12 protein-coding genes and 1 other RNA gene are annotated in these 15,716 nt (G+C 41.2%); 5 read left to right on the plus strand and 8 right to left on the minus strand.

Annotated features, from left to right (window positions below):
- Position 1: 1 nt before the first annotated feature.
- On the minus strand, positions 2-1,879 hold the full coding sequence (locus C2M30_RS21135) for a penicillin-binding protein activator (protein ID WP_158683614.1): 1,878 nt from the start codon (positions 1,877-1,879) through the stop codon (positions 2-4).
- Between the two features lie 63 nt (positions 1,880-1,942).
- Here C2M30_RS21135 and rsmI point away from each other — a divergent pair, with 63 nt between their 5' ends.
- From rsmI to rnpB, 4 genes are all read left to right on the plus strand, one after another.
- The gene (rsmI, locus tag C2M30_RS21140; protein ID WP_105173211.1) at positions 1,943-2,824 is read left to right on the plus strand and encodes a 16S rRNA (cytidine(1402)-2'-O)-methyltransferase; all 882 of its coding nucleotides are present in this window, start codon (positions 1,943-1,945) and stop codon (positions 2,822-2,824) included.
- Positions 2,825-2,900: 76 nt separating this feature from the next.
- Entirely contained in the window at positions 2,901-3,269 is a 369-nt protein-coding gene (locus C2M30_RS21145; RefSeq protein WP_105173212.1) for a hypothetical protein, read from the plus strand.
- 87 nt (positions 3,270-3,356) lie between these two features.
- Entirely contained in the window at positions 3,357-4,400 is a 1,044-nt protein-coding gene (locus C2M30_RS21150) for an OmpA family protein (protein ID WP_105173213.1), read from the plus strand.
- A gap of 72 nt (positions 4,401-4,472) precedes the next feature.
- An RNA gene (gene rnpB / locus C2M30_RS21155) (RNase P RNA component class A) lies at positions 4,473-4,836 on the plus strand.
- A gap of 58 nt (positions 4,837-4,894) precedes the next feature.
- On the opposite strand, the gene C2M30_RS21160 is transcribed toward rnpB, so the two are convergent.
- The 6 genes from C2M30_RS21160 to C2M30_RS21185 form a co-directional block, all read right to left on the minus strand.
- Complete coding sequence (locus C2M30_RS21160) at positions 4,895-5,317, minus strand: group I truncated hemoglobin (protein ID WP_105173214.1); 423 nt, start codon at positions 5,315-5,317, stop codon at positions 4,895-4,897.
- Positions 5,317-6,138 (minus strand): DUF3034 family protein, encoded by an 822-nt coding sequence (locus tag C2M30_RS21165; protein ID WP_105173258.1) that lies wholly within the window; start codon positions 6,136-6,138, stop codon positions 5,317-5,319. Before C2M30_RS21165 ends, C2M30_RS21160 begins: the two co-directional genes overlap by 1 nt.
- Positions 6,122-6,943: a putative bifunctional diguanylate cyclase/phosphodiesterase gene (locus tag C2M30_RS21170; protein ID WP_158683615.1), complete on the minus strand. Its 822-nt coding sequence runs from the start codon at positions 6,941-6,943 to the stop codon at positions 6,122-6,124. Before C2M30_RS21170 ends, C2M30_RS21165 begins: the two co-directional genes overlap by 17 nt.
- Positions 6,895-8,451 carry a sensor domain-containing diguanylate cyclase gene (locus tag C2M30_RS21175; protein WP_105173216.1) on the minus strand — a complete coding sequence of 519 codons (1,557 nt, stop codon included), beginning with the start codon at positions 8,449-8,451 and terminating at the stop codon, positions 6,895-6,897. The genes C2M30_RS21170 and C2M30_RS21175 overlap by 49 nt, the downstream gene beginning before the upstream one ends.
- Entirely contained in the window at positions 8,429-9,082 is a 654-nt protein-coding gene (locus C2M30_RS21180) for a methylamine utilization protein (protein ID WP_105173217.1), read from the minus strand. The genes C2M30_RS21175 and C2M30_RS21180 overlap by 23 nt, the downstream gene beginning before the upstream one ends.
- A gap of 152 nt (positions 9,083-9,234) precedes the next feature.
- On the minus strand, positions 9,235-10,419 hold the full coding sequence (locus C2M30_RS21185) for an MFS transporter (protein WP_105173218.1): 1,185 nt from the start codon (positions 10,417-10,419) through the stop codon (positions 9,235-9,237).
- A gap of 114 nt (positions 10,420-10,533) precedes the next feature.
- Here C2M30_RS21185 and C2M30_RS21190 point away from each other — a divergent pair, with 114 nt between their 5' ends.
- Positions 10,534-11,421 (plus strand): LysR substrate-binding domain-containing protein, encoded by an 888-nt coding sequence (locus C2M30_RS21190; RefSeq protein WP_105173219.1) that lies wholly within the window; start codon positions 10,534-10,536, stop codon positions 11,419-11,421.
- A gap of 6 nt (positions 11,422-11,427) precedes the next feature.
- On the opposite strand, the gene C2M30_RS21195 is transcribed toward C2M30_RS21190, so the two are convergent.
- Positions 11,428-15,687: a PAS domain-containing protein gene (locus C2M30_RS21195; RefSeq protein WP_105173220.1), complete on the minus strand. Its 4,260-nt coding sequence runs from the start codon at positions 15,685-15,687 to the stop codon at positions 11,428-11,430.
- Positions 15,688-15,716 lie beyond the last annotated feature (29 nt).

Consider the following 15,716-nt stretch of genomic DNA (forward strand, 5'->3'; position numbering starts at 1 on the left):
CTTACAAAGCCGCTTCCTGCGTTTCTTGTTGGTGATTTTTAATAAACAACGGCGTTGGTTTTTGCGATTTAATATCGAGCGTTACGATTTGTTTTTCTCGATATTGTGCCCACTTTAATGCGCGTTCAATGTCGCCATCTTGATTGACCGTTAGATCACCTGTTAGGCCTGTTAATGTTTTGCCAGGTACCATTTGTAGTTGGCGCAATTGCGGAATTAACTTAACCGCATCAAAACCCATGGCGAACAACTGTTGCTCTAAGGTTGTATGCTCAGGCCAGATTTGATCAAATTCACTGCGTAAAGACTGTTGTTCGCCTGTTAATGGCAGCATCCACGGAATTTCTGAAAAATACAAACCGGCTAAGTCTTTTTTGTCGGTTTTGTCGGATTTAATATCGTGGCTACGTGAGCTGGCAAAAATAGGAATGCGCTTAGCAAAGGTTGAAATATTCACATCAAAAGACGGTTTCAGCAGTCGTGTTTGTGCGGCATCGGCAATAATATAAATCGCATCAATATCACGGCGAGAGCGCGTTTCTTCATGCAGCTTGCCTCTGAACATTAGACTGATTTCTCTGATGCGTTGTTTACTCTTATCGACTTCAAGTAGCTCTTGCACCAGCTTTTGCATATCACGCTTGTTTGCATAAAAACCTACTTCCGGCTCATTATCAGAAAACTCCAACCACTGGTTGGTAAAATGGTTGGCTAATCGTTTACCTAAACGATTGCCCGGTGCAATAACAAGTGGCTTTTTAAACTCTTTATTTACAAAGTGATAAACCGCTTGCGTTACTTCATGCTCAGGATTAAGTGCAAAGGCAAAGTGGTCAATTGACTCAAGTGCCTGTGGTGTGGTGTTAAGGTACATAGCCGGGTAAGCATCGAGCGTACCCGCTTGTTGTAACTTATCAATGTTTTCTTTTAAAAGTGGGCCAATAACAAAATCAGGCGCAAGTTCATTTAGTTGCTCTGCGATTTGTTCTGCGCTCAATGCTGAATTAATAAAGTGCAATTCACGGTCAGGATGTTTTTCTGATGCCGCTAAAATGCCCGCCTTTAATGATTGCGATAATGCTTTTTGTTTACTTTGATTGCTTGGTAAAATAATTGCGATGCGGTTCACATTAATCGGTTGTACATCGATAATCTGCTGCATGTTATCAGGTAGAGCAAAGCTTGCCGGGTGGTTTGAATAGGCATAATTCCACTTATTTAACGCGGCTTGTAATGAGGTTGCATCGCCAATATAAAGCTGGGTATAAAGTGCCAAACTAACCCATCCTCGTTGAATACTGCTACCTGAGTTAAGTGCTTCAAGCTGTTTAATTGAAAGTTGGTTTAACACCTGCCACAGTGCTTTATTTACTTTGTCGGCCTTAAAGTCGTGTTTATTTGCGGTTTCTGACGCGCGAATTAAATACGGTGCCGCCTGATGAGGTAAGGCTTGAGCTGAGTATATATTGCCGTAAATTTCTTGGTGTAGAAAAAAATGCATTGGGGATGTGAGTTTGGCATTGAGTGACTCAAGCGTTTTTAATGCCGTGTGATAATCTTTTTGCTGGGTGTAAGCCAAGGCAATATAAAGCTGATTACGCACACTATCTGGGCCACCCGATTCGATTAGTTGTTCGCAAATGGTAATAACAAGCTGCCAGTTTTGCTCTTCAATTGCACGGTCGCGTGCAGTATAAAGCAACTGAATCTTATCAAAATCACGTTTTGATAAGGCTTTTTGATATAAATCTTGTGCGCTGAGATCGACCTCAACAGCGGGTTTGGCTTTTACCGTTTCAACAACCGGTGTTTTTTCGGTTGTACTACACGCTGATAACAAGGAAAATATAGCTGTTAACCCTAATAGTTTTAGTCGCACGCTGATCTCAGTATTTTTCTATCCAATTAGGTCATATATTACAAACTGTTGTAGGAGAGCTCAATGGCAAATAGCCAGAAACCAACCGATTTAGGAACATCAAATCACCAAAGCGCTAAAGGGCAGTTATTTGTAGTAGCAACACCCATTGGTAATTTAGAGGATATTACGCAACGTGCACTCAGTGTTTTATCAAGTGTTGATATTATTGCAGCAGAAGACACACGCCATACCAACAAGCTATTAAGCCACTTTTCAATTAAAGCAAAAGTGATTGCGGTACATGATCATAATGAAAAGCAAAAAGCGAGCGAGCTACTAGATTGGTTGGAGCAAGGATTAAATGTGGCGCTTGTATCGGATGCAGGCACGCCGCTGATTAGCGATCCTGGTTATGCCGTGGTTAACTTATGTCGTGAAAAAGGCGCAAAAGTAAGCCCAATTCCAGGAGCATGTGCTGCAATTGCTGCGGTTTCATGTTCTGGCCTAGCGACAGATCGCTTTCAATTTATTGGTTTTACACCAGCTAAAAGCAAAGCGCGCCAAGAGTTCTTTATTGATGCGTACAATTCAGGCATGACAAGCATTATGTACGAAAGTACACACCGTATTATGGCCAGCTTAGATGACTTAAAGCTCGCGCTTGGTGATGAGCAAAAAGTAGTGTTGGCAAAAGAGTTAACGAAGAGCTTTGAAACTTTCTTTAGTGGCACAGTGGTGGAATTAATCGACTTCCTAACGGAAGACACTGCACGTCAGAAAGGTGAAATTGTGTTAATGTTGCCTGGAAAACAAGCGGATAAAAATGCAATACCACCTGAGGCGATAAAACTGATTCAATTGCTACAAGCAGAAATGCCACTGAAAAAGGCTTGTGGTATTGCCGCAGACTATTTAGATTTAAAGAAAAACGCGCTGTATAAAGCAATGCTCGAACTGGAGTAAAAAACACATATTCACATGTAAAGCGCATTAACCCTGCGCTTTTAAATATTAAACAGCAATAGATTAAGGAAGATAGATGTTTAAAAAAGCACTCGCATATTCATGCACACTCTTACCATTGGTTGCAATGGCCAGCTCAGATGGCTTAGTCGTGGCAAAAAATGAGAGCGCCAAAACTCTTAGCAGTGCGCAATATGCGTATGTACCTATTGTAATAATGATGGACAATGAAGGTAAGCAATCTGTTGAAATTACAGGTCAATACAAGTCTTATGTTCAAGAACAAAAAAGTCAGCCTAGCATTAGTTACTCGCATTACCTTAAAGAATTAGCAAATAACCTAATTGCAGACGGTTTTACGATTGCCACAAAATGCCTTACAGATTGCAGTACAAAACCTTACCTGAAAACGGTTGAAAACAGCTTTCGTTATAACAATATTTAACAATTAGGTTACAAAAATGTCAGAAAAAATCGCTTTGGTTACCTTTCGGCGGTAAAAGAAGAGAAAGGTGGTCGCCAAGCAATTCAAGTGTTTGCAAAAAATGATTATCGAGATGCATTAAAGTATACCTATGAACAGATTGTTGAAACGAAAATGCCAGATATTGGTATATCTATTGATAACAATTTTGAAATACAATCGCTTGATTTTTCGAATTTAAAAGCGTTTAAAAAAGATGCCAAAGGCAGTGCAGACCACCCAATGATAGAGCGCTTTCCTGGCAGTTATATTGTTCATTCAGCGGTTAATGATTTTGAGTCATACCCTTTAATAATTGGCCCGTATAAAAAGTCGATACCGACTAAAAAAGTAAGTGGTAAAATTACAACGATTAACTACAGTATCGATAAAAATGTTGGCCCCTACGCAGTGCACCAGAATTACATTAATGCATTACAAAAAGCAGGGTTTAATTTAATTTATGAGTGCAGTGCAGTCGATTGTGGCAACTATATTCTTCGCGATAACCTTCAAGACACAATTCATGCCAAGAATCACCGCTCCGATTTGCATAATTTGACCCGCAAGAGTCATTACTATTTATTTAGTGCTGAGAAAGTAACACCTCAAGGTAAGATTTATATAACCATGTATAGCACTCAAAAACGCGCTCAATTTAATGTAGACATGGTGGTTGATATTATTGAAGAGCGTGCAATGAGCCAAGTTGCACTTAATATTGATAGCGATACCCTAAGCAAGCAAATTCAAGCGACAGGCAGCGTGTCTTTGTATGGCATCGAATTTGATTTTGATAAGCACACACTAAAAGCCAGTTCAGATAAGCAACTAGCAGAAATAGCAGACTTTTTGAAAAAGTCGAAGCAAGTGTCGTTATATGTGGTGGGACACACAGATAACAAAGGACAATATGATTACAACCATGATTTGTCTAAACGCCGTGCTGCAGAGGTGGTTAATACGCTGGTATCAAACTACAAAATTGATAAGCAACGTTTGACGCCTGTAGGTGTAGGCCCAGTAGCGCCAAAAGCAGCAAACGATACCGAGTCGAATATGCAGCAAAATAGACGTGTTGAATTAGTTTTAAAATCGCCGCAGTTTCTTTGATTTAAGATGAATGGTTTTACGGGGGCGCTAATAAAACTAGCCGCAGACGTTAAAATCCGTATAATGGCGCCCTGAGTCAGCCAGATAATCGCTGCTTTATCGTTGTATCTTCGGATATACGGGTAAAGGGGAGGAAAGTCCGGGCTCCACAGGGCAGGGTGCCAGCTAACGGCTGGGAGGCGCGAGCCTACGACAAGTGCAGCAGAGAGGAGACCGCCAACTTCGGTTGGTAAGGGTGAAAGGGTGCGGTAAGAGCGCACCGGGCCACTGGTAACAGTTGGTTGCAAGGTAAACTCCACCCGGAGCAAGACCAAATAGGGTTCCTTATGGTGTGGCCCACATCGGAACCGGGTAGGTTGCTTGAGCTTAAGAGTGATTTTAAGCCTAGACGAATGATTATCCACGACAGAACCCGGCTTATAGGCTGACTCAACAAATACAATAAAAAAGCCCAAGCGTTTTAGCTTGGGCTTTTTTATGCGTGGAATTAACCACTAGCGCTTAATAACTTCAGCGCGATGCGGTGCGAGCTTTGCAAGTACTTGGTTTTGGACTGGGTAGCTTATGTTGTTGTCTTCCATTGCTTTTACCAATAGCTCGACAATGCGGTTAAAGTCGGCTTCATTAATATTCATGCCGGTGTGAATGTCGACCATATTATCGCCTTTGTATTCACAAGGTCCGCCTGTGACATCACATAAGTGCGTAATAAACCCAGCACGGAAGTGGCTTACGCTGGCTTTTGCAAAGTAATGAAATATTTGTTCATCATTAGCGATATGTTGAATAAAACTATCAACAATATTTTCTAGCCCTTGTTCGCCTTTTAATTGGCTATAGAGTGTTTGATTTGCGTTATTGGCGGCACATGCTGTTAGCAGGATAGCTGTAAGAAAAAGTGTTAAGAGCTTAGCCATTAATAATACCCCGTGAGAGAAAGATACCAGCCACGTTGCTTTTCGATACCCGCAATCGTGCCTAAATTGATATAGGCCGCGGTAACGCTAATGTGTTTGTTGGGAAACCAAGCGACAAACACATCATGCCAATCATCTTCTTTTAGCCCCAGGTTGTCAGGCTTTTGCCGATACTCAGTGCCAATGGCAAGGTGTTTATTGACTAAAATGGCTGCGGAGGCTTCAAACTGAATGTGGCTTTTTTGTTGTGGTCCACCAAAACCAAGCAACCCAATTTCATTTGCGCGTGTGTGTCTAACGGTGGCGTTCCATAACAGGTTATAGCCGGCGACCGCGCCTAAATGTAATTTGCTGGCGGCAAGGTAAAAGTCAGTAGCAGAATCATCTTTTGCACCTAGGGCAAAGGCAATATCCGCAGTCTCGAGTCGCTTGTGTTGCATACCAAATGATACTTGTGGGTAGCGACTGTAAACAAGGTCGCCGTAGAGTTTCACTTTAGCGCCATAAATTGATTGCTCGAGTGTTGTTGCAAGCGGCAGAACATCAAAGCGTTGTGCTGTATAAGAGAGCTCAATACGGTCATACAAGTTACCTTGTACGCCACAAGTACTCAATTCAAAGTCATCAACATTTGCCTGTGTGCAATATCCTGAAATCGATACTTCATCTTCGCTTGCGTAGCCCGCGAGTTGCGCCCATGGCACTAAGCCCCCGCCAGCGGCCCCTTCAATTTGTGAAACGCCCGGCGTTGCCAGTAATTTACCGTTGCCATAACAACTCGTGGCAATCAGTAATAATATAAAGCTAATGATTTTTGACATAGTGTGCATACCATTCGCTAAGCTGCTCCGCCTTTTGCGGTTTAGCTAAGTAGTAACCTTGGATATAGTCGCAGTTAAATTGTGTTAATAAATCTAAACTTGGCTGATTTTCAACCCCTTCAGCAACTACACGCAGCCCTAGTTTGTGACCAAGCGTAATGGTTGATTCGACAATATCTTGATCTTGTGAAGACTCATTTAGTTTAAGAATAAAACACTTATCGATTTTTAGTTCATCAACAGGTAAGTTTTTTAACTTGGCAAGTGACGATTGCCCGATACCGTAGTCATCGACTGAGATTTCAAAACCGAGTGATTTTAAGTGGGTTAATTTGGCGATTACTAATGCTTCGTTTTCGGCAATGTCGCGCTCGGTTAGCTCCAAGATTATACTAGAAGGGTCAACACAATAGTGCGTTGTTGTTTCTAATAAAAAATGCACAAATTGCTCATGCTGAATATCTTGCGCAGAAAGGTTGACCGATACATTAAAATAAAGCCCTTGCTGGTTCCAAATTTGTATTTGATGCGCGGCTTGGCGAATAACCCACTGGGTTAAGGTAACAATAAGGCCCGATTGTTCGGCGAGCGCAATAAACATTTCGGGATTTACAAACTCATTGTTTTTATCGACCCAACGAATAAGCGCTTCGGCTTTATCTACTTGTTTTGTTTTTAAGTTGAGCTTAGGTTGATAGGTTAAAAATAAATTTCCGCTATCTTGCTCTAAGGCGAGTTTTAACTCTTCAATTAAATTCAATTTATATAGGTAAGCTTCGTCGTCGCCAGTTTGGTAAAACTGCAACGTGTTATTACTTTTAACTGCATTTGCTGCGGCCAAGAGGCACGGCGAATTAACTTTTCTCCATCGTTACCGTGTTCAAGCGAGTTTGCAATGCCGTAATAAATTTGCAGTGATAAATCGATGCCATCTAAATAAAAAGGACGCTCTAATTCATTACGTAGTTGAGATATAAGGCCATTAATTTGCTGTTCTTCTGAAATGGTTATCGCAACAATAAACTCATCAGCGTTGGGGCGTGAAAGCAAGCAGTGTTTAGGTATTTGGCTTTGTTTATGAAAGTTGCCAAGCCTTAGTGCCATTTCTTTTAAAATGATATCACCATTGGTAATGCCAATAGTGTCGTTAAGTGCTTTAAAGCCTTTAATATTCAGGTTAATTAAGGCTATTTGCAGGTTTAGCTTAAGCAATACATCAATATCATTGATTATTTTGTAGCGGTTGTATAAGCCAGTCAGTAAGTCGCGTTCAGCTTGGTAGGTGATTTTTTCTTCCCTTTGTTTAATCGCGCTGCTCATCAGGGAAAAGCCACCATAAAGTTTCTCTAGTTCTTTAGGAAAGCGGCTCTCTAATTTTGGTACTAAAAAATTACCATCACTGATGCTTTTTGTGACACTCATTAACTTATCAAGTGGTTGTGTAATACGTTTCGATAAAATGCGCGATAAGCTTATAGCGATAAATAAGACAAATAAAATAGCCAGCACAGTAGCGACAATAAGCCGTTTTATATCGCGGTGCAGCGTATCAAGCGATGCTGACAATACGGCAGAAATATTGTTAGCTGTCGCAATCTCAATTGGTTGATGAAAAAAAGAAGCTGATGATAACAGCAGGCGAATGCCTGTTAAGTTTTCGCCAAGTACATTTTCATTCGCTAATACCTCTTTTGAAAGGCTTGATTGAACAATATGCTGATTAGCTAAGAACGTGATGTCTAAAGATAATAGTTCACGTAATTGCGATAAGGTATTTTGATCAATACGAAAACCAATTATTGCGTAGGCAATGGTGCGGGGCGCTTTTACTGGGGCAAGTATGATTTGATATATACTGTCGTTAATTGCGAGCATTTGCGCGTTAACCGCTTTCAGTGGAAGTGCATTAAGGTGTTTACTCAGTTGCTCTAAAGAATATGAATTATTGTTGCTGGCAATAAACTCGCCGTTTAGATCAATTAACACCATAAGATCTGCATTTATACGCTGACCATGGTTAAGCAGCGCGCTTTGTAGTGTTTTGGTGTCTTGTGTCGCAACAGCTTGCTTAAAGCCAAAGTCGGCAGTCAGTACGTTGGCCGATGTAATCAGCACTTGCTCTTGTTGTTTAAGATTTTGCTTGAGTACATTCTGTGCAAAATACATCTGTTGCTGTAATTGTTGTTCGACATAACTTGCCGTGGTTAGCCAGTAATTAATGGTTAGCAATAAGGTTGTCATAATAATAAGACTGGCAGCTAGCCATGTAATTTGCGCCCGCAGGCTAAGTTTAATTAGCTGTTTTAAAAACATCTTGGAAGCTACCTGTTGCTTTTGCAGGTGAAACTGTTAACGCCAACTTTATAGCCCCTTTTGATTGTTTCAGCTTGGTAAGATCAATCACTTGTTTATGATTTACCCCCTTTGCGTTTCTCGGATGCCAAAGCCAAGCTTTTTTTATTTCAGAGGGTGCTAAATCAATTATTGCTTCGCCTTTAGTACCCGATATATAAGTGCGATTATTGTTGTGCACATAAATATATCCCACCATCGCATCATGGATATTGCATCCAAGTACGACTACGCCTGTATTTTCAAAAATAATGGGTGATTTTGGCTGACCCGCATAGAGTTTTAATTCAAACGGTTTAGCCTTAGAAAAAGAATAGACATGATGACGAATATCATCGCTATTAGGAAAGCTAACATAGCTATTTATTGGCACAGCGAGTACATGTGGATCGAATGCTTTATTGACTTGATCCATAACCAGAGTTTTTTTTGAGTTTGACTGTGGTGCTGGAGCTAAAACTTCAACTTCGATAATGGCATGTTCTAGTGCTTGGTCATTTTGATCTGTGATTTGCAGTGAAATGGTGGCACTTATATGAAAGGAAAATAATAAAGTACCGACTAAAAAGCAGTGTTTAATTAAAGCAAGCACGCCAATATTCTCTTAAAATTTTGCATACAAATAATACTAGTCAGATAAACCAGACGCGTCCAATGAATAACTAAAAAAATCAATTATTTTAAAGTCTTAGTTGTAGTGAAACTATACCATGAAAAGACATGGTATAGTTGCTTTTTTTGGGATTATGTACGGAGGTTAGCATTAATGTTTGAACGTTGATCTAACCGGCCGCTGTAGCGAGTGACTAGTAACGCAAATGCAGAAATTAGTGCGCCAATCCATGCGGTATCTTGCAATGTCAGTTGTTCCACAATAACGCCTCCTAAAATAGATCCCAAAGCAATGCCAATATTGAACGCTGCAATATTAAGACCCGATGCAACATCCACCGCATTTGGGGTAAACTTTTCGGCAAGCTTAACGACATAAACTTGTAATCCTGGTACATTACCAAATGCAAAAGCGCCCCAAACCAATACCGTAAATACGGCACCTATTTTCGATGTCATGGTAAACGTTAGAGCAAGTAAAATCAGTGTTAAGGCGCTAAAAATTATGGTTAACGCATTAATTGGTCCTTTTTTATCGGCGAGTTTTCCACCGTAAATATTTCCCACAGCAACCGATATGCCATATACCAGCATAATCAAGCCGATCGTATTTGCTGAAAAACCACTTTCACTTTGTAAAATTGGAGCAAGGTAGGTAAATGCAGTAAAAGTGCCGCCATAGCCTAAAATAGTCATTAAATACACTAACAACAATCGAGGTTGTATTAACACTTGCGCTTGCTCTTTTAAACGAGCAGGGCGGTTTTGTTTCAGATTTTTAGGTACCAGCAATGCGCTGCCAATAAGCGCGATTACGCCTAACGAAGAGACTACTAAAAACGTTGCGCGCCAGCCAAAGTGTTGCCCTATCCAAGTGCCAAGTGGTACGCCCGTAACTAACGCTACCGTTAATCCGGTGAACATAATCGCTATCGCGCTGGCTTCTTTTTCTTTACTTACCAAGCTGGTGGCGATGGTCGAGCCAATAGAAAAGAACACTCCATGTGCAAGGCCTGTTAATATTCGAGCGATTATTAAACTTTCATAGCTAGGTGCTTGCCACGCCAGCAAATTACCCACAACAAATAATGCCATTAAACTAAGTAGCAAATATTTTCGATTCCATCGCCCTGTTAAGGCGGTTAAAACAGGGGCCCCAATTGCTACGCCAAATGCATAAAGGCTAACCAATAACCCTGCACTGGGTAAGCTAACCTGTAAATCGTTGGCAATGGTGGGCACAAGCCCGACAATCACAAATTCAGTTGTGCCTATAGCAAAGGCACTCAGCGTTAACGCAAATAATGCTAACGGCATAAAGTTTCCTATTTTAGTTATCTACTAATGAGAGGACTATTGTGAGTGTTAATTTATTTGCAAAAAATAGCGGTAGTGACAAAATACTTTTGTGAAAAATGAAAAGGTGGGTGTATGTCTGTTTCTGCTAAAACTGAAGATTTAGAAGCATTTATAACTGTGGTTGATAGCGGTAGCTTTTCTACTGCAGCAAACTTGCTTAATTTACAAGTCGCTAAAGTCTCTCGGGCGGTAACGCGTTTAGAACGAACTCTTGACGTAACCTTACTTAATCGCACCACAAGGCGATTAGAACTTACTGAAGAGGGGGCGCTCTTTTTGCGCCATGCGCGTGATGGCCTTAATGTTTTGGCAAAAGGCGAAGAGGCACTGCGTTTACTAAAACGTTCTCCTTCTGGCAGGCTGCGAGTGGATGCTGCCAGCCCGTTTGTGTTACATCAAATTGCACCGCTAATAAACGAATTTAGTGAGCTCTATCCAGATATTCAGTTAGAGCTTACTAGCCACGACAGCATTATTGATTTACTCGAACATAAAACAGATATTGCGATTCGTATTGGTGAGTTAAGCGATTCAAACTTACATGCGCGTTTACTGGGAAAAAGTAAATTACATATTGTGGCAAGCCCTAAATATTTAGCCAGCGTAGCGCTTGAAGATGAGCAAATCGCTGCTCAAAATCATCGTTTAATTGGCTTTAGTGATGCGCCTCATTTAAATAATTGGCCGCTTAAAAAGCCACAAAAGCTGGATTTTGCAATCAGTGCTTCCAGCGGAGAAACGGTGCGACAATTGTGTATTGCAGGGCAAGGGTTAGCGTTACTTTCTCACTTTATGATTAAAGATGATTTAGCCGTTGGCCGTTTAGTGAGTGTATTTCATGATCACATTGTATCGCCCAACAAACGCGAGAGCGTTCAGGCGGTGTATTATCGCAATAGTGCGGTATCGTCGCGGATCTCGGTATTTCTTGACTTTATTTCGGCGCGGCTAAGTTTATAGCCTTAGTTACGTAAATAAAGTACGTAACTTACTTTCTACATCATTCAGTGAAATGGGCTTTGAGATATACTCATTCATGCCTGCTGCTAAGCACTTTTCTTTATCACCTTCCATTGCATTGGCGGTCATCGCAATAATGGTTGTGTGCTGGTGTTGTTCACCACATTGGTTTTGTCGTATGGCATTTGTTGCTTGGTAGCCGTCCATTTCAGGCATTTGTATATCCATAAAAATAACGTCGTACGGTGTTGATTGTGCTTTTAGTTTATTCACTGCATCAAGACCGTTTTCAGCGATCTCACAAGTTAGCTTTAGCTTAGCCAAAATGCCTTTAGCAACCATTTGGTTTACTTTATTATCCTCTACTAACAACACATTAAGTTGTGGTAATTCCTCACTGGTAGACTGAGCCTTGGTGTTGTTTAGTTCATTAATATAGTGGCGTGTTAACAGTGGTTCAGCGTGTTTTAACGGCTCGCCGTTATCGACAATAATCTGCAAAGCTGCGCGCAGATCCGCACTGGTTGCAGGTTTTGGAAAATAGCCATCAAAGCCAATCTCTGCAAAATGCTTAGCATCGCCTTTGTGCTGCATTGAGGTCATCATAATCAACTTAATAGCTGCTAGTTGGTTGTCTGCTTTTAGCTCTTTAGCCAGCATTTCACCGCTCATTTTTGGCATTTGCATATCAAGTATCGCTACATCAAATAACGTTTCGCTCGCTTTGAGTGTATTACATAGCGCTAAAGCTTCTTGTCCGTTTGAAAAAGTAGTGACCTTGGCGCCCCAGCTTTTAAGCTGCTTTGCTAATATTTCACAGTTAGTTTCATTATCATCGACAACTAAAATATTTAATCCACTTATTGCTACATTGGGCTGAGAAAGCGAGCTTTGATTTGCCTTTTTAATACGTAAATTACAAACAAATTCGCTGCCTTCGTTTGTTGCACTGGTTAAGCTAATATCGCCATCCATGTGATTACATAATCGTTTTACGATGGCTAAACCAAGCCCCGTGCCGCCATAATTACGTGTGGTTGAAGAGTCTTCTTGGCTGAATAGCTCAAATACATGTTGATGTTTTTCTTTGGAAATACCAATGCCAGTATCTTTTACCGCTAGGGTGAGACGCCAATAGTGTTCACTGTCATCATGCAGAGCAGCACTCACAATGATTTCGCCTTGGTGAGTAAATTTAATGGCATTGCCGATTAAGTTACTTAGAATTTGACGAATCCGTCCAGGATCGCCTATTACGAAATGCTCATTTAAATTGACCGTATCTAAAATAAGCTCAAGCTGTTTTTGTTCTGCGCGAGTAGCAAATAACTCAACAAGTTCAGAAAGTAGCAGGTGCAAATCAAATTGAATTTGTTCCAACTCCAGTTTATCTGCTTCTATTTTTGAAAAATCGAGAATATCGTTAATCAGATTTAACAGAGAATTTGCACTGTTTTTGGCGATAGTTAAGCGGTGTGTTTGCTCGTCATTGAGTGGACTGTCTTGCATTAATTCAAGCATGCCAATAACGCCATTCATTGGCGTGCGAATTTCATGGCTCATACTAGCTAAAAACTCATCTTTGGCAATCATGGCAGCTTCGGCGTTAACTTTGGCCTTAGTGAGTGCTAACTCATTTTCAACGCGCTCGGTTATATCGTAGTTTACACCGATCATATTGGATACGTGCCCGTTGCCATCGAGCTTATTAATTGCAGATGCTTTGATATAGCGTGTTTCACCTGCGGGTGTGATAATTCTAAATTCAGTATCAAATTTAGAATTGGTTTCTAACGCGTGTGTGAGCGCTGCAACAGCATCGGCTTTGTCATCGGGGTGCAATCCATTTTCCCACGCTTCATATGCCCCGATAAATTGGTCATCATCAACGCCGTACAACTTAAACATCCACGTATCCCAAGTTAATGCTTGGGTTTGTACGTTGTAGTCCCAAATACCAATGCCTGCGGAATCAGCGGCAAGCGCCATGCGCTCATTTTTATCTTGAATTTCGAGTTCAGCTTGTTTCGACTGATGAATATCGAGGTGTGTGCCGATCATCCGTTTTGGCGAACCATCGGCATGCCGCTCAACTATTTTACCGGTGTCGAGTACCCAAACCCATTCGCCATTTTTATGTTTCATACGGGTTTCACAGCTATAATGTTCGGCTTCTCCCTGCCAATGACGCTGTAATTGCTTTTCTGCTTTGGCTAAATCATCGGGGTGTAGCAAGCTCATCCAAGTATCAACAGAGGTGGGTGCTAATTCATCAAGCGTGTAGCCAATCATGGTCGCCCAGCGATCATTAAAGATGGTTTTTCCGCTATCAACGTCCCAATCCCAAATACCCACGCTGGTAGATTGCAGCACAAACTGCAAGCGCTGGTTAGTATCGGTTAAATTATCTCGCGCTAAAACTCGGTCGGTAATATCTTGGAATGAACCAAATACACGTAGGCATTGACCATTGTGCATTTCTGGTTGAGCGCGTGCCGCAACCCATTTCTCGTTGCCTTTAGCTGTGATTAGTTGAAGCTCTTCTTGAAATGGGGTGCCATGCTCTATTGCGTTTGCCATTAATTTGGCGATGCGGTCACGGTTTTCACCAGGCTTGTAGTAGTCAATGGCTGTTTCAACTTGTGGTTCAAAGTTGTCACTGACTTCGTGGATTTTTTTGGTCATATGTGACCAATACAGCGAGTTGTTCGTTACATTATATTCCCACGCGCCAATGAGTGCTTGCTCGCTCATTTCTTCCATTAACTGACGTTGTGAAAGCAATTTGTTTTGTTGCGCTGTGCGCGTTAACTCAAAGCCAATCCAGTGAGCAAATAAGCGGATCAATTCGAGATCGCTATTAGTAAACGGGTGCGATGATGCATCGGGACTTGAAAAGTTTAATGTGCCAAAGCGCTTGCCATCGACAAAAATCGGGCAACCGATATAGCTTTCTAGGCCAAAGTTTAAGTAACAAGGATGCGTTGCGATTTCACTTTTTGCTACATGGTGAAATGCAATTGCTTGGTCAGCATTAAAGGTGTGAAAGCAGTAAGTATTCTCAAAATCAAATTGGTCATTTGGTGAAATTTCATTATTTGGGCTTTTTGCGTACAGCACTTTATAGTTGTTTGAAATTTCACTTACTATGCCAAGCGGTAGCTGAAAAATATCACAACCGAGCGTTAGCATGGCATTCATTTTATCATCAAGGCTCGCATTGATATCACTGGTTATTTCGTGCAGGCGTTTAAACGCTAACTCGGCATGTTTTTGCTCAGTAATATCGTTTTGAATAATAATTGAGGTGTCTTTTTGCGCGTCATTACTGCGCAGCGGCACTATGGTGGTGCTAAACCAATAAAAACGCCCATCTTTAGCTTTATTGCATAGTTCGCCATGCCATACCGTGTGTTTTGTGATGGCATCGGTTATTTCTTGATAAAGGGCGTCATCATGGTAATAACTTCTGAGCGTACGCGTTGAATGGCCAATAATCTCATTTTGCTCATAACCATAAAAATGTGTGAACATTTTATTGCAGTACAAGATGTTTGTTTGGTTATCAACTCGCAAAACCGCAGAATGTTTATTGATTGCGAACTCAAAGTCAGATGCCCGATTACGTTGTGTTAGCAGTTTAGAGTAGGTGTCTGCAAGCCAAGATTGCGTTGGTTTCAGTAGCGCAAAAGCAAGCCCGAGCAGGCATAGCAGAGAGCCAATCCAAGTAATATAAATCAGCTCATTCTGTTGTTGTTTATCAAGTATTACGGCGTGTTCAAAGACACTTACAATTTGATCTAATTGAGTGAGTATTTGGTCGGTTTTATCTGTGGTAAATAAACTACTTTGCGAGGTTGAAAGCGCTGTTCCTCGCGAGAGAGATAACGCAGCGTTGGCGTAGGCTTCAAGGGTTGCTTGCAGCTGATTATCAGCAAAGTAAATTTGTTTAATTTGTTGTTGAGCATTTTGGTCAAATAGCTCAAGTTGTTTGAGTAGCTGTGTTTGATTACTTAGTAGCTTCTCAGCGGCTTTCGCAAGTTGTTGTTGATGGTATTCGGTCGGCTCACGTTGCGCTAGTAAGGCAATACGCTGCGACAACATTCGTTGCTCGCCGGCACTGTTAACAATACTGGCATAGCTCTCTTGCTGCTGTTGTTGCAGGGTAATAATTAAAAACGCACATGAAATGAGCACCGCAATTGCAAAAAGCGCCGTTTTATAACGCTTGGAAAAGTTAGTAAGTAAAGACTCCGTGCTAAGCATTCAACTTCCTGAGGCGGTGCTGTTTTATT

It is taken from the genome of Pseudoalteromonas sp. T1lg24 (genome assembly GCF_002964745.1).
Classification (GTDB): Bacteria; Pseudomonadota; Gammaproteobacteria; order Enterobacterales; family Alteromonadaceae; genus Pseudoalteromonas; species Pseudoalteromonas spongiae.

What these genes read in the sequence shown, in the direction of transcription:
- rsmI (WP_105173211.1), top strand. Translation starts at nt 1,943, where the DNA reads ATGGCAAATAGCCAGAAACCAACCGATTTAGGAACATCAAATCACCAA.
- C2M30_RS21145 (WP_105173212.1), top strand. Translation starts at nt 2,901, where the DNA reads ATGTTTAAAAAAGCACTCGCATATTCATGCACACTCTTACCATTGGTT.
- C2M30_RS21160 (WP_105173214.1), bottom strand. Translation starts at nt 5,317, where the DNA reads ATGGCTAAGCTCTTAACACTTTTTCTTACAGCTATCCTGCTAACAGCA.
- C2M30_RS21165 (WP_105173258.1), bottom strand. Translation starts at nt 6,138, where the DNA reads ATGTCAAAAATCATTAGCTTTATATTATTACTGATTGCCACGAGTTGT.
- C2M30_RS21175 (WP_105173216.1), bottom strand. Translation starts at nt 8,451, where the DNA reads ATGTTTTTAAAACAGCTAATTAAACTTAGCCTGCGGGCGCAAATTACA.
- C2M30_RS21185 (WP_105173218.1), bottom strand. Translation starts at nt 10,419, where the DNA reads ATGCCGTTAGCATTATTTGCGTTAACGCTGAGTGCCTTTGCTATAGGC.
- C2M30_RS21190 (WP_105173219.1), top strand. Translation starts at nt 10,534, where the DNA reads ATGTCTGTTTCTGCTAAAACTGAAGATTTAGAAGCATTTATAACTGTG.
- C2M30_RS21195 (WP_105173220.1), bottom strand. Translation starts at nt 15,687, where the DNA reads ATGCTTAGCACGGAGTCTTTACTTACTAACTTTTCCAAGCGTTATAAA.